We start from the raw sequence: 20,894 nt of genomic DNA on the forward strand, positions 1-20,894 counted from the left end.
GTGGGCAATGCCCACCCTACTAGACTAGGTCTTTTAACTAGATCGAAGCACTGGCAAAGGGATTTTCTCCACCAGCGAGACTAGCAAAAAAGTCTTGATAATTACCGGACAAGGAACTGCTATCACCAGTGACAGGGGCAGCTCCACCAATATCAAAGGTGAATAATGGCTCTGTTTCTCCGTTGACTACAAGACTGAGTTGACCACCAAATAAACCGTCAGTAGCAGGTTCAAAATTGAATTGGAAATTGCTATCGCTGTTACCTTCATTGAGGTTAGTTAAGGAATCATTGCTTAAATTCGCAAAAACATCCTCTACCCCAGTTCCAATCAAGTCTGCCTGTGCGTCAATGCTTGCTGCCACATCATCTGCGAGTTCGGCTGAATTCCCTTCTGTCGTATTCGCATTGGCAAGAATTTCGTCCAACGCTTCTGCAAACCCCGTACTAGCAGACGAGCGAAATTCATTAATAGTATCCTGGGCAAATTGTGGGAGTTCAAACTCCATGATTTATCTCCTATTTTTTGGACAAATTGGCAATACAACCTAAACGCGATCGCATTACCAAGCCTGAAGTTGTTTGCCGAAGATGTTTTGAAGAAGATATTTTGAAAACATGCTACGGCAAAGCTTTAGCCCAAGCCCTCGAACGTATAGTTTGGGTTGTTATAATCTGGAAGGTTTGTAGCAGTATCTATGGTTTCTTGAGTCGCGCCCCCAGAACCAAATAAACTGCTCACGCCCGTGTTAATATCAAACCCGATCGCTTGGCTGGGCTGGCTGCTACCAAGTGAAATCGGTTCGCTGTCACTACTAAGAGGGAAAGCCCAGTCTTCATTACCGATCGCGCTACCATCACTGTCGATCTCAAGACGATTTCCTAGAAGATTGCTGTCACTAACATCGGCAGTGTTACCACTACCAAGGATGTTGTTATTGCTGCCTTCAGGCATATTGGCATTGCCAAGAACGGTATTGCTCTCACCTAATTGCCAGTTGCCATTACCGTTGGTTTGGTTGTCAGTACCAAAATTCCAGTTACCGTTACCAGTACTTGTATTGCCATCGGCATAATTCCAGTTGCCATTACCACTGGTTTGACTGTCACTGCTGAAATTCCAGTTGCCATTACCATCGGTTGTGTTGTTACTTCCAAGGTTCCAGTTCCCATTGCCGCTACCAGTGTTACCAGTAGAATCTGAATCGGACTCTAAGTTATTGACATCTAAGATAAAGTTGTCACTGTTGAAGGGTACGGGTTGGTCGGTTTCAACTTCTGGTAAAGAGGGAAGAGTATCGCCAAACGGCAAATTATCGGGGAGATTGCTAGCTTGGGGGTTGTTTTCAGTATTGCCACTAGCAAAAGGGTTATTATTATCTGATTCGGTATCTCCACCAGAAAAGGGATTGCCACTACCACCAGAGAGGTTACTACTTTCATCTAAGGTGTTGCCTTCACTGGATTGTAACTGACCATCTTGAAATGCCCAGTTACTATTACCTGTAAAGTTGTTAGAGCTAGTTTCCGGTTGCGATGTGGTTTGATTATCTGAAGTTGCCATCAAAAAACCTCCGACTGTTTACACCAATTGCTCACGCTCGAACATCAAGCAGACTAATTAAAGCCCTACTTAAAAAAATGTTCGTCTTAAATCAATTTGCAAACGGATATCATCAATTCATTCAAAAAACTCGCTTTTTAAAGACTAAGAAAATACTGCATCATTTATTAGTTGTCAGTGAGAATGAACTCGCGACAAAACTGATGCGATCGATACATCAAAATGCAATATTCCTTTGTGATTTAAATGATTTGCAAAACGACTCTCTTAGATTTTCCGCGCTGTCTTCTTGAAGAAGAGCGACCTTCAAAACTTGCTGCTAAACTTAAATTTTTTGTTGCAAGAACTTAGCGAATAAATTTGGCAAAATGTCGATCTCATAATACTTTAAAGCCGCACTCTATTAGTAGGCAGATGCCTATTATTCAGAGAGCAAATTCAGCAAGACAACCTAGTGGCTATCAAGCATATGTCCGTTAGTCTATAAAATTTATAAAGTGTGTGAAATGAGTAAAGTTTGGATTGAGTTGTTAATTTTTTCGATTTGAGAAGTTACTTCAGAATGGCTTAATTGATGAGATTGGGTAGTGCTTTGGGGTGATTTACTATTGGTTTTGCAACCCATCATTTGCTACTTTTGTCAACAAACTTTTGGCAATTTCTTCCCATTCTCGATCGAGATCGGTATGAGCGGGCGATCGCCCGCTGCGCTTATACCAATAGCGAGCATTACTCAAGTCACCTTCTTGACGGTGTAAATGAGCGTGAACCCAAGCACTATCAGAGTCGGCTTCATCTTGGATCAGTACGTGCGCTCGTTCCCAATTTCCCTGCTTAGCGTGCCAAAGTGCTTGCAAAGGTAAAGGGAGATCTGGGCAATTTTTTGCTGCTACGAATTGAGCCAAGCGATCGGAACTCATAATCAGTTATCAGTTATCAGTTATCAGTTGTCAGTTAATTCCGGCTTACGACTTACGACTTACGACTTACGACTTACGACTTACGACTTACGACTTACGACTTCGACTAGCCTATCAAACTGCTGGGCGAGTAATTCTCCAGCTGCGGTACTATCTACAGGTTGAGAGAAAAAATATCCTTGCCCAAATTTACATTTGAGTCCTCGCAGACGAGCCAGCTGTTCTAAAGTTTCTATTCCTTCAGCCACGACTTCCATGTCTAGGGCGCGGGCAAGCATGATTGTAGCGCGAACGATCTCCCAACTCTGATAGCATTTACCAATTCGGCAAACAAAGGAACGGTCTAGCTTGAGGATATTTATCGGAAACCGTTGTAAGTAACTTAAGGAAGAATAACCCGTGCCGAAGTCATCTAGGGCTAGTGAGACTCCCAAAGCGTTAAGTTCTTCCATCAAAGCCGCGATCGCTTCAGGATGTTCCATCAGTACGCTTTCAGTCAATTCTAGTTGCAAACTCTTAGCGTCGAGTCCAGTGGCTTGTAATATTTGAATAATCTGTTTTCCTACTTGCGGTTGAGTAAACTGCGGTGCAGAAAAGTTGACACTCATTTTGAACGGCACGTTCAAAGCAAATTGTGCTTGCCAAAGTTGCATTTGCTGGCAAGCTTGCCGCAATACCCACCAGCCAATTGGGACAATTAACCCTGTCTCTTCGGCAATTGGAATAAATTCTGCTGGAGAGATCGTACCTCTTTGCGGATGCTGCCAGCGTAAGAGTGCTTCAAAACCCACAATTTTTTGGTTGACTAGCGAAACTATCGGTTGATAGTGCAAATGCAATTCTTGATTGTCAATTGCTCGTCGCAAGTCAGTTTCCAGTTGAAATAGTGCTACGACGCGATCGCGCATGGAGGTATCGAAAACTTCATACCGTGCTTTTCCGCCAGCTTTGGCGCGGTACATAGCAGTATCGGCATCGCGCAATAAATCTTCTGGTTGGCGATATTCTCTGGTATTCGCGATCGCGCCAATGCTTGTGGTGGCAAAAATCTCGTTACCATCTAATCGAAAAGGTAATTTAAGTGCCAGTTGTATCCGTTTGATCATCTCGGTGGGATCGCTGCAATTCTCTAGCACCATTGCAAACTCATCGCCGCCTAGACGAGCCAGAGTATCTCCCGTGCGGATCTGCGCTCTTAGTCTTTGAGCGATCCCAATCAACAGCCGATCGCCGAGCATATGTCCTAAACTATCATTGATTGCCTTGAAGCGATCGAGGTCTAAAAACAAAACAGCAAAACTATAGTCCGCTTGCTGTTGTTGCAACCTCAGTGCTTGTTCTAACCGCATCATAAATAGGGCGCGATTTGCTAGACCCGTGAGGGAATCGTGAAAGGCTTCGTGTTGTAATTGTTGCTCTATTTGTTTGCGCTTAGTAATGTCGTGGACGATGATACAAAAAACATCTTTGCCGTTGCGAGTAATTAAGTTCGCGTTAATTTCAACATCAACTAGTATTCCATCCTGACGGCGATATTGTTGTTCGCCTGTAAAATAACGCTCTACCTGCAATGCTAAGATAAAGCGCTCTACAACTGCCCGATCTTCAGCAACTAAATCGAATAGTGCCAACTGAATTAGTTGACCGGACTCATAGCCGAGGAAATTTTCAAACGTAGCATTGGCTTCAATAATTTGTTTGGTACTAGCATTGACTAAAAAGATACTTTGAGAAGCCTTGGCAACTAAATGACGGTACTCTTCACTTTCTTGCCATTTACGCTCGGAGGCTACTAATTTTTCTATAAGTTGAAAAATAATTGTTGCAAAAAATATGGCAACGACCGCCAATAAAATTGTTAAATAATACCAACTTGTCTGACCTTGATGATATATTTCCCTGGCGATATCAACGCGCAAAATTGCCGCAGGTTTACCGTAAATATCTGGTAGCAAAGCGTAACCAGCAATTGTATTTTTGTCGATCGGACGTACGAGAATTTTATTGGTCGGTGATAATAAATTTCGCATCACCTGAAAATCGGCAGGCAGATCGGCGCGATCGATCGCCCGCACAGCGAGTGGCAGGCGGGTAGACTTAGATAAAGTAGCGATCGTTCCAGCATTGAGATAACGCCCAAAAATGAGCGAACCGCGAATCGGTCCTTTATCTTCACTAGACAAAATTGGTTGCGCTCCGACTAAAATTAATCCTTCTGGTAGATTGACAATCCCTACCGTGCCATTTTGTATAGTCTTGTGGCGCACCAGTGGAGATTGTGGCACTAGATGAGGTTTCAATGCTGGAGAAATTGACTTGTATTTCTGAGTATTTAAGTCAAAACCAGTCCCGTAGACTATTTTGCCTGAAGGCTGAACGTAGAGAACTAAATTGAGTTTGAGTGCCAGCAATCCTGCTGGATAGAGATTAGAGTTGATATAATCTTGATTCCGATCTAGGACAAAATTATAAGTATCGTTCCAGCTTGCCCAATCATCAATGTGAATGCTCAAATCTTTTTTGGATTGAGTAAAAGCACTTAAAACTCCTTCTACTGCTTGGCGAGTATGTCGTTGTTCTGCTTGGTGCAGATTCTTGAACAAAATAAGTGATGCTGTCGCATACAATACTCCAATCAGACTGGTGAATGCTACACCGATGGGGAATAATGTCTTTTTGGATTTCATGCGATCGCTTTACTTAGTAAAAATATCTCGTTTGGGTTAAGTAAAAATTGAGTTAACTGCTATAAATACTACGATCGTAAGCCGATCTATATCTAGCTATCAAGCGTAAAATTGCGAAGTTCATAGTTAATTTGCTTGTCTTTTTACGTATCTTTACTGAAAGACATGTTGCGCAAAGATGCAAAGAAAGGCTAGTAGCTTTGCATAGAACTTTCCCAGGGGGGGGAACCCTCCCACGGAAGTGCTTTAATTTTGGCGCGATCTCAATTGGCAATCGGCGCTATTTTACGATTGCATCTAGAATATTCTCTGTTCCAAAGCGTACCACATCAGTACAGGGTAAACCAGTCTCAGCTTGAGTTTGTTCGATCGCCTGTCGTGCCGTGGCAAGATCGAGATGAAATGTGTTGAGCGCGATCGCGGCGACTGGGACATCGGCAAATGCTCCTGCTGCTCTAGTTACCATTTCATAGAGTTGTACTACGTCTGTTAAAGCTGGAATCGGGACGTGGGGATGGTTGCGGATGTGAGTTTGTCCGGCGCGATGGACTAACACTAGATGCGTCGGTTGCGTCCCCCGAATCAGGGGTAAGGTTGCGGTCGAGCCTGGATGCAGTAACGATCCCTGCCCTTCTACAAAGACAATATCGCGATCGCTACCGTGTTGCAAGACCATTTGTTCTACTGCCCCTGCGGCAAAGTCAACTCGAATTGCGTCTAGGGGAATGCCATCGCCAGCAATCATCAGCCCTGCTTGTCCGGTCGCGATAAACTTAGAACGCATGCCCCGTTGTTGACAAGCTCGATCCAGTTCCAAACAAGCAGACATTTTACCTACACCCATATCCGTACCCACAGCTAGCACGCGCCGACAAGCTAGCGTTTGTGCTTGTCCGCTGGCGATGGGTAAGTTAGGCGGTTCTTGTCTGACATCCCAAATCCACTGTCTCGATCGCAAATTATCGCGCAACTCGGGAATTGTCGCTAAGGGTGTGTGCAATCCGTTAGCAATTGATAAACCTGCAAATACAGCTTGCTTGACTTCCTGCTGCCACTCTGGAGGTAAAATTCCCCCAGAGGGAGCAATGCCAATGGCTAATATGTCTGGATTGTAAGCTAATGCCTCTTCAACAGAACCGACAATCGGGATGTCGCGCTCGATCCCAGAGACTATAGGTAAAGACTCTCCGGCACATTGGCGATCGATAACGGCGACAATTTGGGCATGACTGTAGCGTAACAAGGCAAGTCCAGTTTTACCTTGACTGCCCTTAATGCCGTCGTGTAAGAGAATGGCTACCCTACTTTCAGCCTGCAACCGCACTGCGTTCTACCCCCAATCCTGGTTTGCAATTTGGCAACAACCGCCCCGATCGGATTATTGCACCTACAAAGGGTTCTGCGGTTAAATTCAAATGACTATCTAAATCGAGATAGTCGGCTAGGGGTGCGAGGTGAGCGGCGGCTGTATTCGAGAGGGAACTGTCAGAATAGCAACCTAACATTACCTGTAATCCTAATGCTTTTGCCACTTGTACCATCCGCATTGCTTCTGACAAACCACCAGCTTTCATCAGTTTGATATTAATTCCGCGCACGCAGTTGGATAACTGAGGAATATCGCGACTTGTCATACAGCTTTCATCGACAAAAATCGGTAGAGGCGATCGCTGTTTTAATTGGGGTAAGTGTTTCTCTTCTCCCCGCGCTAGCGGTTGTTCTACATATTTAACATCATAGTCGGCTAGCCACCGACACATGGCGATCGCGTCATCTAAATTCCAGCCGCCGTTGGCATCGACAAATAACTCTAAAGTCGGAACTTCATCGCGGATTGCTGCTAACATTTCCCGATCCGCCTCAATTCCGGCTGGATTGCCCAACTTAACTTTAAAAACTTTGACTTCGACAAATTGCAACCAGTCTCTTACCCTGGCTACGGCTGCTTCTGGGGTATTAATTCCAATTGTGACCGAAGTTGGCACGATGCGATCGCAGTCTAACCCCCACAACTGCCACAGGGGTAATCCCGCCTTTTTCCCAATCCAATCGTGCAGCGCCATATCGATTGCAGCTTGGGCAGAGGAAGGCATTGTTTGTAATCTCGGACCAATTCGCTGCCGTTCCCAAGGATTCATACTTTGTAACTGCGGTGCAATTGTTTGGATTGCCTCCAACAGCATTTCGGTAGATTGCGGACGATCTCCGAGAGAAAATGGCGATGCTTCCCCCCAGCCTTCAATTCCATCCTGTACGACTTTCACCCACACATTTGTCGTTTGGGCTGTCGTTCCGCGACTAATTGTCAGGGGAAAACGCTTGCGGACGGTGAAAAGTTCGGCGCTGACGTGCATATGGGCGATCGCGTACTGAAATTAGCTCGCACTCATGCAGTGTAGCGTTAAATTAGGGAGCAGGGAGCAGGGGCGATTAGAAATCGCCCCCTTTTTAACTTAGTTGGAAGATCGACAAGCTAAACTTTTACCTTCGGTGTTGGTGGTAATACGACTTTTTTAGCCAATCCTAAAGCTTGTAAAGCCTGAATTGCCCACCATGTCATATCGATTTCCCACCACCGCCGTCCGGCTGGTGCTACATTAGGCTGAGCGTGGTGGTTGTTGTGCCAACCTTCGCCATAAGTCAAAAGTGCTGCCCACCAAAGATTGCGAGAATTGTCCTCTACCTCAAAATGACGATAACCATATAAATGAGTCGCCGAGTTGATCAGCCAAGTGCTGTGCCAGAGTAATACGGCGCGGAGAAAGACACCATAGATGACAAAAGACCAGCCGCCGAGAAGGTATAGCAACACTGCTAGCGGAATTTGCAGCAGTAAGAAGTAGCGATCTAGCCAACGATAATATGGGTCGCGATCGAGATCGGGGGCAAACTTTCGGTAATTATCGTAGATATAGAACTCCGATCGCGGGTACAGAATCCATAGCATGTGACTCCACCAAAAACCCCGCTTAGAAGAGTAAGGATCTTTGTCCACGTCCTCTGTATGAGCGTGATGTTGTCGATGTCCCGCTACCCAAAAGACGGGTCCCCCTTGCATGGCAAGCGCCCCGATGAAGGCGATCGCATATTCCAGCCACTTCGGTGTTATTTGCAAACTGCGGTGACTTAAGAGCCTGTGATAGCCTAAACAAATCCCAATGCTGCCAAATAGCCAGTGAAGAAATATCGTCACTCCCAAAGCCGACCAAGAAAAACACCAGGGAGCGAGCATTGCTACAACATGAAACGTACCGAAAAACGCCACATTGATCCAGCTGAGAGCAAGCGGCTGTTTGCTCTCCGCGACTGAGCCTATAGTCATAATCTCTACTTTCAGTACTCAGCACTTAACAAATCCTTTGTCAAGAAATGCAAGTGCTACTTACACCCTCAGCTTAACAACGCAAAAATAGAATTGCAAGTACTGCTTGCACGATTTAATAAATTTCTATCTTATGGCTACTCAACTAACTTCCACTCGACAGCGATTGATTGACGCGGCTTTGCAGTTGTTCTCGACTCAGGGAATCACCGAGACGACAACGCGGCAGATTGCCGAACTAGCGCAGGTGAACGAAGTCACCCTATTTCGGCATTTTGGCAACAAGCAAGGGTTATTGCTAGCAGCAATCTCAGAATCAGCAGTATTTAAAGATTTTGGCGAATCTCTGCGCGAGAAAGCGAGTCAAACAAGTAGCTTGCATCAGGCACTCAAAGACTATGCTAGCGATCGCTTGCAGGCTTTAGAGCAAGTGCCAGAGTTGGTATTATCTGTAGTGGGTGAATCCAGGCGCTATTCCAGCGAACACCAGCAAGTGATTGGTGAATATTTAACTCAAGCAAATCAATATGTGGCTGAGTATATTGCGACTGTCATCGAGCGGGAACAATTACAAACTAATTTACCAGTTTCCCAGCTAGCTAGCTTGCTCAATAGTTTGCTATTAGGATATGCTGCGATTCAATTCACGACAGGATTTCAAGCGCTTTGGCAGAGTAGAGATGAGTTTTTAGAAAGTTTAGTTGAATTATTCTTAAACCAAGTTGAGTCTGCAAATAGTGGAGAAAAAATTATAGATTTACCAGCAAATTTAGTGCATACAATTCTCCAAAAAGCTAAGAAGATCGATTTACGAGATTATGCATTAATGTATGTCTTATTTGCCACGGGTTTATCAGCGTCAGAAATTGCCAGCTTAGAAAGAGTACATCAAATCGTCGATCGCGATCGCTATTTATTGCAAATTACTCAAGGTTCGGTGCGACAAGTTCCCGTCAATCAATGGATTTTGGGTAAGCGATACGGTTCTTACACTCGCAACCCCTTGACGCAGTGGCTTAAAAGTCGTAAAGACGATCGAGCAGCATTATTTTTAAATGATGCTGGTTTACCAATGTCAGAAATAGAAATTCAGCAGCGCTGGCAAATAATTACTAAAGGACTACTCACGCCAGAAGGACAAGCACCAGCTATCGTCCAAACTCAACAAACATGGTGTGTAGAAATGTTAATGAAAGGCATGACTTTAGAAAATTTGAGTATGCTCACAGGATGGGGTTTAAAACAACTCAAACCTTACGTTCAAAGAGTCAAAGAAAAAATAGCTATAGAACAAGCCATTCAACGCGATCGCGATTCTCAATAGCCCCATATTTACTCGCACAAATTATACTTTTAGCGTTTTTCTTTGCGCCTCTGCGTCTAACGCTACGCTAACGCCTACGGCTGATGCGCGACACAAAACTAATTAATCGATTATTGCGTGTGTGACATTTGTGGTAGGGGCGCACATCTGTGCGCCCCTACAGATCGTCTCTTCCCTACGAATTCACAAAAACCACGCGATCGTTCTGAATCTCTACCCCATATTCCTCCAACCGCCTATACCACCCATCCCGCGTCCCAATTTCGCGAGAATTCCTCAACAACCCCAACTCTTCCTCTTGTCGAGTCAGATTAGCGAATTGTTCGTACAAAGGATAACGTTCGCTGACAAACGTTTCCTTACGGTGCAGAATTGGCGGATTAGCAGCGCGATCGTAATCGCGATAAAATACCTTCAAATCCGGCAAATGAATTTGCATACTTGTATGTAAAGTTGGATGAGGATTTGGATCGAAATCTGGATAAAACAAATAAGAAATCTTGGGCTTATCCGTGCAAAACTTCACCAGCGTTGCATCTTCCAAGCGTCCAATAGTACGACTAGCACAGCCTTCATAAATCCGCAGCAGCGGATCTAATTCTTCAATTGCAGAGACGTGAACGTATAAAGCTGTTGGTAAACGCTTTCCTATCTTGCTTTGCTGGCAGATTTTAGCAATAACTCCTGGCTTACCCAAACTGAAAAGCTTATTATCTGCTACCTCACAGGCTTCTTGATAACTGCCAAAAAAAGCTTTGATATCGTGACGCAGTGCGGGTGATAACTTATTAAAACTGGGACGCTGACTGAATTGAGTTAACGCAAGGTATACCAGAATATCTAAAGAACGACGATAAGCGATCGCATCCCATTCTGCCTCATCTGTGGCTTGTAAGATAACATTATAGGCGCGGCGGAAATTACCAAACTCTGTTAATAATTGCGATTCCTCTGCTAACTCGCCTTTTACAGGTAATCGTCCCCTTTCGGTGAAAAAAGCCATCAAAGGCGCAAGTTGTTCTTGGTAGTCCTCAAATCGCTTGCTAGGAATGCGTACTCTTGGCGTAGTCGCGCGAGAACGAAAGCGTAAAGCCTTGAAACTTTCCCGTTCTTGTTCGTCGCGAAAGACAAAGTAAATACCCAGCGCGACTGGGACTGCATCGACGTTGAGGACTTCATCAATATATTTTTTCAGTTCTTCTTGGTCGTAATATTTCTGAAATGTGTTGCGACTGGTAACAATGCCATCGCCATACGCCATCTGGTTGCTGCTGCGGTCGTTAATCAGGACTTGCGCCGAGACGAGTAAAACTTTGCGGGTGAGTTCCCAGGCATGAATTAAGGCTTGGCGGCGTTCCTCCAAATCTTCAATCACGTTGAGGACGTAGCCTAGATTTACGACATCTGCGGCGATGTGGGGAGTATCAGGACGATAATAAGGGTCCCAACCGCTGCTGGTATATCCCAAGTTAGCAACGCGATCGATATCTCCCCCATGACCGCAACCATAATCGAAAAACGTGGTATCGTTGTTTAAAATTGCGGATTCTATTGCCGATCGCACGGGACGAGATATTTCTACACGATAAATAGCCGCCCGATGGCGTTCGATTTCCGGTACAGTTGCAAGGTAGTTAGACTCGACCATGAGGTTGTAGGGCAATGGCGATTAAGTCTTCTATCTTTTTTATATTAGGATCTCCTGCCAAGTAACCGATACCCCGATGTAGATGCAAGCGAAATTGAGTCGCCATAGTTTCTTTATCTACACCTAGATTATCGTTATAGCAGCGTTGTTTGAGCGCGATCGCCAGGACATCTGACATTTCTCCCCCAAATACCCGCCACGTCATTTCTACTGTACATTCACAAATTGGATGTCGCTATTTCACGCATTGATGTCGCTGTTACTTTGAGCTATATCCTCTGCTATACAAGGGTTTTTATCATTTTGTCTTAGAATTACTCTTCTAGAGCTAATTTCACACACTATACGTCGCAAAATTGATTTCTTCACTTTTTATGAGTCGCTTGTTTAATTATAGGAAGAATCACTTTTTTATCTCATTTCACAAAATTGATGTCGCTATTATATGAAAAAGTTTTTAGGGTGATTAAAGAGCGTAAGAAACTGCTCAAACTTTGTAAAATCCGGTGAAATGGTTAGCAAAGACAAAGAACCAAGTAAGGCTTTTAGTCGCTTGTGTTACTAGAACTGTATCAATTTTGCCGCTTCAAGAAATAGCTATTTTTTGAAGTTTTGTATTGCTTATATTTGTCATGTGTCCTAAGAGTAGGCAGAGGAATAGGTTGTGTGCCTACTCTTAGGACATTCACAGCACAAAAAAAACTACTCTAAATCAATGTTTGCGACTGGCGGCGATTTTCCATTGTCTATTTGGTATGAATGCCGCTCTGGTTTTCCAAAGTTATCCGGTAGTTGCTCAAGATTCACCTCTAAGAGGTTGCATAAAGCCTTAGTTTGGGGGATAGTTAGCTTTGGCACGACTTTACCTCTTTCCCAGTTAGATATGGTATCTTCTGTGACTCCTAAAACATCTGCCAGCTCCTTTTGAGTTATCTGTTTGAGTGACCTTAGTACTACAAAAGATAGCGAAGGCGCTTTTGTCATGTCATTTTTTTTTGCAGGATTCTCTTGCTGCCCGCTCCAGTTCGTGAATGGTGCAGCCATAGGTACTGAGAAGTCATTCGGTAACTCGTCAAGAGTTGCTCCTAGCACTTTACATAAAGTTTTAGTCTGGGGGATGGTTAACTTTGGCACTGCTTTACCTCTTTCCCAGTTATGTATGGTTTGTTCCGTAACTCCTAAAACATCTGCAAGCTCCTTTTGAGTTATTTGTTTGAGTATCCTTAGTACTACAAGGGACGGCAGAGGCGGTCTTGTCATACCTATAATCAATTCCGGTTTGACCAGACTATGTTGCGGAATTTAAGGAGCTATATTATTATTGCTATAGTTCTCCTTCCTACATACTCATCATAAATCACGTAGCCAAGATATACTTGTTTGCTACGAAATAGTAGCTTGTCTTTTATCGAGAAAGTAAGCCTACTACTTCCTCTTGGAAGTAATAGTAGAAAGTCTGTACTCTTCCTACTATCCATGTTTTGCTTCAAAACACTCCTAACCTAATAGGAGAGCGTTTTCTCATGCTCACACATAAAAAATATACATATGCCCGATTTTATCCGATTACCATACCGGATTGTGAATCTTTCTCTAATTCGGGAAATTCAATTCAGTGACGATAGCGTGGTTATTCACTGGCAGGGAAACAGCGTAAGTGCTTTGACTGGTTTCGACGCTGTTGTGTTTCTAGATATTCTAGAGCAACGCTACACGCTTATGACTGATTCGGCAGCAAGACTTTGGAAAGAGGAGATAACATCTGAGGCTAGTCCAGGCTAAACCTCCTCTCAGGTGACTTTGTATCGTTAAAATCGCTCTGGCTTTAGCTTTTTGGGAGCAGACCATATACAAAAGCCGAACGCGGCAACTTGAGGCTACGTTGACGAACGAGGCGAGGTGAAGAATGATTCAAGACTTGCAACAGCCTTTGATATTAGACGAAAACAACAATCATCTTAATATTCAGCTAGATGAAAAGCCTGTAAAACCTCAAAGACTACCCTCTGACGAATTGCTTACTGACAAAGTAAACCGCAGGATAGAGGTGCTTCAAAGCCTTATCGAGCCATGCGATCGCAAAACCTACGGTATTAAAAAGCGGGAGGCTGCGCGAAAACTGGGTGTATCGCTGCGTCAGGTAGAACGCTTGCTTCAGAAGTGGCGAGAACATGGGTTAGTTGGACTAACTGCAACGCGATCAGATAAAGGAAAGTACCGCCTTGAGCAGGATTGGGTAGACTTTATCATCAATACTTATACCAACGGTAACAAGGGCAGCAAGCGGATGACTCGGCATCAAGTATTTATGCGGGTCAAAGGAAGAGCTAAGCAACTCGCGCTGAAAAAAGGTGAATACCCAAGTCACCAGTCGGTTTATCGAATTCTCGACCAACACATCGAGCAGAAAGACAGAAAACGGAAAGCAAGAAGCCCAGGCTACTCAGGAGAGCGGTTGACACACATGACTCGTGATGGGCGAGAGTTGGAGGTCGAGGGTAGCAATGACGTATGGCAGTGCGATCATACTCGCTTAGATATCAGGCTTGTTGACGAGTATGGCGTTCTGGATCGCCCTTGGCTAACGATAATCATCGATTCCTATTCCCGTTGCGTGATGGGATTTTATTTAGGATTCGATCACCCTAGCTCTCAAATTGATGCCTTAGCTTTGCGTCATGCAATCCTACCTAAGTCTTATGGTTCTGGATATCAACTTCGTCACGACTGGGGGACATATGGTAAACCCAATCACTTTTATACTGACGGCGGTAAGGACTTTACTTCAATTCACATTACAGAGCAAGTTGCCGTTCAAATAGGTTTCAATTGCTCTTTGAGAAGACGACCATCAGATGGTGGAATTGTCGAGCGTTTTTTTAGGACGCTTAACGACCAAGTATTGCGTGATTTACCAGGCTACACGGGGTCAAACGTGCAACAACGCCCAGCAACCGTGGATAAAGATGCTCGCCTGACTCTCAAGGGTTTAGAAACGATTTTAGTGCGTTACATAGTAGATGAATATAACCAGCACGTAGATGCCCGTTCTGGAAACCAGAGTCGGTTGCAGCGGTGGGAAGGCGGATTAATGGTAGATCCTTATCTATACGATGAATTGGACTTGGCAATTTGCTTGATGAAGCAAGAGCGCCGGACAGTCCAGAAATACGGACGAATAAGATTTGGAGATCGGGATTTTGCAGCAGAACATTTAAGAGGTCGAGCAGGAGAATTGGTTACAGTACGATTCGATCCTGATGACATCACTACTCTCTTCGTCTATCAACGCAATGCAGATGGTACGGAAGAATTACTCGATTATGCTCACGCTCTAGATTTAGAAACTGAACGGCTTTCTTTACGAGAACTGAAAGCGAGAAATAAGAAGCGTAGAGAAACAGGTGAGGAAATCAACAATTCGATTTTAGACGCGATGCTAGATCGTGACGAATTTGTGGAAAATTTAGTTAAAAGAAACCGTCAGCAGCGCAAGCAGGCAGCGCAGGAACAAGTAAATCCCACACAGTCTGTTGCTAAGAAATTTGCTATTTCCAAACCAGAAGAAATAGAGGCAAAGTCTATGTCAGAAGCAGAACTGGAAGTAGAGCTACCAAGATATCAAGTTCGCTTCATGGACGACTTGTTTGAAGATGATTAGCTAAAGGAAATGATCGACGCTAAGACCATTCTAAATTGAGTTGGAAAGTTACTGAAATGGAAGATTTAAGTCCAGAAATCCAGAAGAAAATTAAAGACTTAAGCCGCCCACCATACTTAGAATTAGAACGAGTCAAACACTGTCATGCATGGTTGACAGAGTTACTTATATCAAGGATGACTGGTCTATTGGTAGGAGAGTCTCGTTGCGGAAAAACTGTTACTTGTAAAGCTTTTACAAAGCAATACAACGAGTTGAAAAAAACACAGGGACAGCGGTTTAAGCCAGTAGTTCACATTCAAATTCCTAAAGCTTGTGGTTCTAGAGATTTCTTTATCAAAATCCTCAAAGCTCTAAATAAGCCTACAAATGGAACCATTTCAGACTTACGAGAGCGAACGCTTGATAGCTTGGAAATACATCAAGTAGAAATGCTAATTATTGACGAAGCCAATCACCTGAAATACGAAACGTTTTCTGATGTACGACATATTTATGACGAAAATGGATTGGGAATTGCCGTTCTCCTAGTCGGTACTACCAGCCGTCTCCATGCAATAGTTAAGCGCGATGAGCAAGTTCTCAATCGTTTTCTAGAGCAATATGAATTAGATCGCTTAGACGAGTCCCAGTTTAAGCAAATCGTACAGATTTGGGAGCGAGATGTTCTGAATTTGCCAGTAGCATCCAACTTAGCAACAGGAGAAAATCTAAAGCTTTTGAAGCAGGGAACTCAGAAATTAATTGGTCGCCTAGATATGCTCCTTCGCAAAGCAGCAATTCGCTCGTTACTTAGAGGGCATCAAAACCTAGACAAAGACGTTTTGAAAGAAGTAATTACTGCAACTAAGTGGTGATATGGCTAAAACACTTAAAGAAACAAAACTCTGGCTGACACGAGTTGAGCCATTAGAAGGGGAAAGTATTAGTCACTTTTTGGGTCGCTTTCGACGAGCAAAAGGAAATAAGTTCTCGACTCCGTGTGGTTTAGGTCAAGTGTCAGGACTTGGAGCAGTGTTGGCTCGTTGGGAAAAGTTTTATTTCAATCCCTTTCCAACATTTGAGGAGTTAGAGGCGCTAGCAAATGTGGTGGAAGTCGATGTTAATAGACTGCGAGAAATGCTGCCTTTAGCTGGTGTAGGGATGAAACATAAACCAATTAGATTATGCGGAGCTTGCTATGCAGAAGAACCCTATCATCTGATTGCATGGCAGTTCAAGACTACAGCAGGATGCGATCGCCACCAGTTGCGCTTGCTATCTAAATGCCCAATCTGTGAAAAACCGTTTCCTATTCCCGCTTTATGGATAGAAGGACGATGCCTGCGTTGTTTGACGTTTTTTGCCGAGATGGTCGATCGCCAAAAAGCTTACTAGCTACAAATTTTGTCTTGTTAGCCTAGCATTTTCAATTCAATTTTATGAGTCAGATTACTATTCAGTGTCGTCTTGTTGCTACAGAATCAGCCCGCCAACAGATGTGGAGGTTAATGGCAGAAATCAACACGCCATTAATTAATGAACTACTCGCGCAAGTCGGTCAACACCCTGACTTCGAGCAGTGGCGACAAAAAGGCAAGCTTCCATCTACTTTCATTAGCCAGCTATCCCAGTCATTCAAGTCCGATCCCCGTTTTTTAGGTCAACCCAGCCGTTTTTACAAATCTGCTTTTAATGCTGTGGAATACATCTACAAGTCCTGGTTAGCTCTAAATAAACGGCTACAGCAGCAGTTAGACAGAAAAAGGCGATGGCTAGAAATACTCCAGAGCGATACTGAATTAGCGGCAGATAGTAATTGCAGTTTGGATGCTATTCGCAGTAAAGCTGCTGAAATTCTCTCTCAAGCTATACAAGCACCTAGCTTGGATTCTTCCCCACCTAGAGGTAAAAAGGGTAAAAAGTCTAAAGGAAGATCCTCTTCAAGCCCTGTCTCTAGCCTGTTTGCTAATTTGTTTAAGGCTTATCAAGAGACAGATGACATTAAATGCCGCTGCGCTATCAGCTATTTGCTGAAAAATAACTGTCAACTCAGCGATCGCGAAGAAGATCCAGAGAAATTTGCTAAACGTCGCCGTAAAGTTGAAATCCGGATTCAACGTCTTACTGAAAAGCTAAACAGCAGGATGCCGAACGGTCGAGATTTGACCAATACTAGGTGGCTGGAGACATTGGCTATTGCCACAACCTCTGTTCCTCAAGACGAAGCCCAAGCCAGACAGTGGCAAGATGTTCTATTAACCAAACCGAAGTCTCTCCCATTTCCACTAATTTTTGAAACTAACGAAGACCTATTTTGGTCAAAAAACCAGCAAGATAGGCTCTGCGTTCACTTCCCTGGCTTAAGGGATTTGGCTTTCCAAGTATATTGCGATCGCCGTCAGCTTCACTGGTTTCATCGCTTTCTAGAAGACCAGCAGACTAAACATAGCAGCAAAAATCAGCATTCTAGTAGCTTGTTCACTTTGAGAAGTGCTTATCTAGCTTGGCAACAAGGCAAGGAGAAGGGCGAACCTTGGAATACCCACTACCTAATTTTGTATTGTTGTGTTGATACCCGCTTATGGACTGCTGAAGGAACTGAGCTGGTACGTCAAGAAAAAACTGCGGAAATTGAGAAAGTTATCAATAGAACCAAGGCGAAGAACGATCTAACTGAGACGCAGCAAGCCTTTATTCAACGTCAAAAATCCACGTTAGCTCGAATTAAGGGTCATTTCGATCGCCCTAGCCAATCTATCTACCAAGGTCAATCTCATATTTTAGTTGGAGTGAGCCTGGGACTAGACAAACCTGCTACAGTAGCCGTAGTAGATGCGATCGCAGAAAAAGTCCTCGCTTACCGTAATACTCGACAACTACTTGGTGACAATTATAAACTGCTCAACCGCCAGAGAAGGCAGCAGCGGTCCTTGTCTCACAAGCGCCATAAAGCTCAAAAACGTGCTGACACCAATCAATTTGGGGAATCCGAATTAGGGCAGTATGTAGAGCGATTATTGGCAAAAGAGATTGTGGCGATCTCGCAAAATTATCGAGCGGGGAGCATTGTTCTGCCTAAACTAGGCGATATGCAGGAGATTCTGACAAGCGAGATTCAGGCTAGAGCAGAAGCTAAATGTCCTAACTATGTTGAAGGACAGCAAAAGTATGCCAAGCAGTATCGGATTAGCATCCATAAGTGGAGTTACGGCAGATTAATGCAAAACATTCAGAGCCAAGCAGCTCAAGCTGAAATTGTTGTTGAAGAAGGAAAACAACTGATTCGAGGCAGTCCGCAAGAAATGGCAAAAGAATTAGCGATCGCTGCTTACCAATCTCGTCAGCCTCAGTAAGATTGTGTCACTAATTGCACCTTGATAATCAAATATTAATTAACAGCGCCGCAGTTTATGCTTTTTCGAGCCTCTGAGCTGTGAAAAATGTGGGTTAGTTTGACTGTTGTGAAGACGGTCTTGCTTTCTGACCCTGGTAGCTGCTCACCCCGATGCTGCTGTCGCAAGACAGGATAGGTGCGCTCCCAGCAAAAAGGGCGCGGATATACTGCTGTAGTGGCTACTGAATCACCCCCGACCAAGGGGGAACCCTCCCCAACTCTTGATTTGCTGAGCTAAAGCGAAGGCAAAAATCCTCTAAAATTCGCGCAAACCTTGAATTATTTATCCGATAAGGATTTTGTTTGCAATCCCCAATATTGGGTATGGCTTGAAAATGATATCTGGGCAGAACATTCAACTAGGTTCGCGCAACCTACGGCTGAAAGTCTTTCTGAACAAACCTTTTAGAAGGGTGGGTCGCTATCACCTTCCTTGAATAGGGTGGGTTGAAAGGGAACTAAATCTTTGCTTTCCTGCGAAAGAGGAATTTGTCGCTATCACCTTCCTTGAATAGGGTGGGTTGAAAGACTGAAAGATTCATAGTTATAGATTGTCACCCGACTAGAGTCGCTATCACCTTCCTTGAATAGGGTGGGTTGAAAGCCGATCGCGTTGCAATCGAGCGACCGCAGCTACAGTCGCTATCACCTTCCTTGAATAGGGTGGGTTGAAAGGAAATGTTTCCTGAAGTTTTGAAGTTACTGAGATGGTCGCTATCACCTTCCCTGAATAGGGTGGGTTGAAAGTTGCCCGATTGACTGGGAAGGACTTGAAGATGCCGCCGAGTCGCAATCACCTTCCCTGAGTAGGGTAGGTTGAAAGCAGGAGCCGATAATTACTGCTGCGCCAGAAGTCTGTTGCGATTACGTTTCCTGAATAGGGTGGGTTGAAAGGTTGGGCTTTTTGTCGTTCTCTCAGTGTACCCGCGTCGCGATTGCCTAGTCAAAAAAGAGTGAGTTGCAGAGCAAACACATCTAAATTCGCTAGAGAATTTACATAAGCCTACGCTATATGTAGACAAATAGATTTTCAACAAAAAGAGATTATTGCAAGTACTCTCAATAGCTCGGATAAAATTTCCTTATTGACGAGATGCTTTTGTCCTGGGTGGGTTGAAAGATATTAATGACGACATCTTGAAAATTATGAAGGCTTGGGTAAGCGGCGATTGCCTACAACAGGATGGGTTGAAAGGAGTATATAAAAATGAAGTAAACCCTGACACGCACAAAAACGTGACTGTTCAGACCAAAATAGGTTGAAAGCCAATTATTGGCTATGATGGCTAAGCTTCTTAATATTACAGTGTTGTAATTGCATATGTAAAAATAACCTGTTCTAGTTCTTACCAAACCATTAGGCAGGTGGAATCGTTCGTAAAAATTACTAGCGGATCTAATGCTTTCAACAGGTAAAGGTTAACCCGTTCGCTCCTGAAGGGATGTTAGAGGATCTTTACACTAGCCGAAACTTGTAGCTTTCTTTTTTATTCAATATATACTGGCTATAGTACACTGATACTATATAAATCCAGAATCGAGGCAATGAATGTTTATTTCCCCCAATTCAGATGGAAAAGCTAGCAGAGCGAAGATGTAGAGTTCTTGATTCAGAATTTCGCGATCAATCTAACGGGTAAGACAATTGCCGAACAACGTCTTTTGGCTTCTTGAAGGAACTAAATCGATAGAATTTTGTATCGTTGTTGTAAAAGAACGATCTAACACTTTCTTATACATCAAAATCTTATGGACGAGCGCATTTTCCTATTAGCCGCGTTGATAGCAATCGTCTACCCGCTCTGTGAAGGATGGTGGCAAAGCAATCGGGATCGACGGCAACGGGAGGAAGAGCAAAAGTTACGCGCCACCAGGGAAAAAGATAAATATCTTTATTCACTAATTAAACGTCAAAAAGGACGAGTGACGTTACTAGAATATGCTCTAGAATCTGGTTTCAGCGCCCAAGAAGCTAGAGCTTACCTGGAATCTAGGGCTACCGATTTTGGTGCTAGCGTCGTCGTTAGCGAGCAGGGTGAAACAATCTATCAATTTCCCACCGGAGAACGGTAATGCTTGAATTTAAAAATCTCAGCAACCGTGCCAGAAAAAGTCTGAACCGTGCCATAGCCGAATCTCGCTTCTTGGGTCATAACTTTATCGGTTCAGAACAACTACGAGCGAAAGCCATCTGCTATCCCGCCGACTTACAGGGCTGCGCCCACGTTGTTAAATATTATGACGCTGCCCCAGGAAAACAGACGATGGGTAGCTCAAGCTAGCACCTGTAGTAGTGGCGATCGCCATAACTTTAGAAGTATCGCTTACGGGAATACTGACTTTGGGGCGATCGCCGACGCGCTCGAAAGCTTGGCTGGGATGTATCGAAATTA

Annotated in this window: 17 protein-coding genes and 1 pseudogene; 8 read left to right on the forward strand and 10 right to left on the reverse strand. The window is 44.0% G+C overall.

Translation table 11 applies throughout. The annotated features are described in order from the left end of the window. Positions 1-37: 37 nt before the first annotated feature. The 7 genes from QH73_RS19900 to QH73_RS19930 form a co-directional block, all read right to left on the reverse strand. Positions 38-508: a hypothetical protein gene (locus QH73_RS19900; protein ID WP_039714094.1), complete on the reverse strand. Its 471-nt coding sequence runs from the start codon at positions 506-508 to the stop codon at positions 38-40. A gap of 125 nt (positions 509-633) precedes the next feature. Then, on the reverse strand, positions 634-1,563 hold the full coding sequence (locus tag QH73_RS19905) for a hypothetical protein (protein ID WP_052289839.1): 930 nt from the start codon (positions 1,561-1,563) through the stop codon (positions 634-636). 605 nt (positions 1,564-2,168) lie between these two features. Further along, positions 2,169-2,483, reverse strand: a complete 315-nt coding sequence (locus QH73_RS19910) for a hypothetical protein (RefSeq protein ID WP_039714093.1) — start codon at positions 2,481-2,483, stop codon at positions 2,169-2,171. 80 nt (positions 2,484-2,563) lie between these two features. Continuing rightward, positions 2,564-5,170, reverse strand: coding sequence for a bifunctional diguanylate cyclase/phosphodiesterase (locus tag QH73_RS19915; RefSeq protein WP_052289838.1), 2,607 nt, complete (start codon positions 5,168-5,170; stop codon positions 2,564-2,566). Positions 5,171-5,450: 280 nt separating this feature from the next. After that, positions 5,451-6,494, reverse strand: coding sequence for an N-acetyltransferase DgcN family protein (locus QH73_RS19920; protein WP_039714092.1), 1,044 nt, complete (start codon positions 6,492-6,494; stop codon positions 5,451-5,453). Further along, positions 6,478-7,524 (reverse strand): dipeptide epimerase, encoded by a 1,047-nt coding sequence (locus tag QH73_RS19925; RefSeq protein ID WP_039714091.1) that lies wholly within the window; start codon positions 7,522-7,524, stop codon positions 6,478-6,480. Before QH73_RS19925 ends, QH73_RS19920 begins: the two co-directional genes overlap by 17 nt. A 119-nt stretch (positions 7,525-7,643) precedes the next feature. Then, positions 7,644-8,492, reverse strand: coding sequence for an acyl-CoA desaturase (locus QH73_RS19930; protein ID WP_132867406.1), 849 nt, complete (start codon positions 8,490-8,492; stop codon positions 7,644-7,646). 133 nt (positions 8,493-8,625) lie between these two features. Here QH73_RS19930 and QH73_RS19935 point away from each other — a divergent pair, with 133 nt between their 5' ends. After that, positions 8,626-9,816: a TetR family transcriptional regulator gene (locus QH73_RS19935; protein WP_039714089.1), complete on the forward strand. Its 1,191-nt coding sequence runs from the start codon at positions 8,626-8,628 to the stop codon at positions 9,814-9,816. A 175-nt stretch (positions 9,817-9,991) separates the two neighbouring features. On the opposite strand, the gene QH73_RS19940 is transcribed toward QH73_RS19935, so the two are convergent. The 3 genes and pseudogenes from QH73_RS19940 to QH73_RS27905 form a co-directional block, all read right to left on the reverse strand. After that, positions 9,992-11,464, reverse strand: coding sequence for a DNA phosphorothioation-associated putative methyltransferase (locus tag QH73_RS19940; protein ID WP_039714088.1), 1,473 nt, complete (start codon positions 11,462-11,464; stop codon positions 9,992-9,994). Then, positions 11,451-11,684, reverse strand: a pseudogene (locus tag QH73_RS19945) (DndE family protein); the annotation flags it as partial. The gene QH73_RS19940 and the pseudogene QH73_RS19945, both read right to left, overlap by 14 nt. A gap of 482 nt (positions 11,685-12,166) precedes the next feature. After that, positions 12,167-12,724, reverse strand: coding sequence for a helix-turn-helix transcriptional regulator (locus QH73_RS27905; RefSeq protein WP_201278248.1), 558 nt, complete (start codon positions 12,722-12,724; stop codon positions 12,167-12,169). Positions 12,725-13,012: 288 nt separating this feature from the next. Between QH73_RS27905 and QH73_RS19960 the strand changes: the two genes are divergently transcribed. The 7 genes from QH73_RS19960 (at position 13,013) to QH73_RS19990 (ending at position 20,783) form a co-directional block, all read left to right on the forward strand. Beyond that, entirely contained in the window at positions 13,013-13,246 is a 234-nt protein-coding gene (locus tag QH73_RS19960; protein ID WP_039714087.1) for a hypothetical protein, read from the forward strand. Positions 13,247-13,370: 124 nt separating this feature from the next. Next, entirely contained in the window at positions 13,371-15,125 is a 1,755-nt protein-coding gene (locus QH73_RS19965; protein ID WP_052289837.1) for a TnsB C-terminal domain-containing protein, read from the forward strand. Between the two features lie 56 nt (positions 15,126-15,181). Next, positions 15,182-15,982: a TniB family NTP-binding protein gene (locus tag QH73_RS19970; RefSeq protein ID WP_052289836.1), complete on the forward strand. Its 801-nt coding sequence runs from the start codon at positions 15,182-15,184 to the stop codon at positions 15,980-15,982. A gap of 1 nt (position 15,983) precedes the next feature. Further along, entirely contained in the window at positions 15,984-16,502 is a 519-nt protein-coding gene (locus QH73_RS19975; protein WP_039714085.1) for a TniQ family protein, read from the forward strand. A 44-nt stretch (positions 16,503-16,546) separates the two neighbouring features. Further along, complete coding sequence (cas12k, locus tag QH73_RS19980) at positions 16,547-18,460, forward strand: type V CRISPR-associated protein Cas12k (protein WP_039714084.1); 1,914 nt, start codon at positions 16,547-16,549, stop codon at positions 18,458-18,460. A gap of 1,790 nt (positions 18,461-20,250) precedes the next feature. After that, entirely contained in the window at positions 20,251-20,574 is a 324-nt protein-coding gene (locus tag QH73_RS19985; protein ID WP_039714083.1) for a hypothetical protein, read from the forward strand. Further along, positions 20,574-20,783 carry a hypothetical protein gene (locus QH73_RS19990; protein WP_039714082.1) on the forward strand — a complete coding sequence of 70 codons (210 nt, stop codon included), beginning with the start codon at positions 20,574-20,576 and terminating at the stop codon, positions 20,781-20,783. Before QH73_RS19985 ends, QH73_RS19990 begins: the two co-directional genes overlap by 1 nt. The last annotated feature ends 111 nt before the right edge of the window (positions 20,784-20,894 follow it).

This window comes from Scytonema millei VB511283 (assembly GCF_000817735.3).
Taxonomy (GTDB): domain Bacteria; phylum Cyanobacteriota; class Cyanobacteriia; order Cyanobacteriales; family Chroococcidiopsidaceae; genus Chroococcidiopsis; species Chroococcidiopsis millei_B.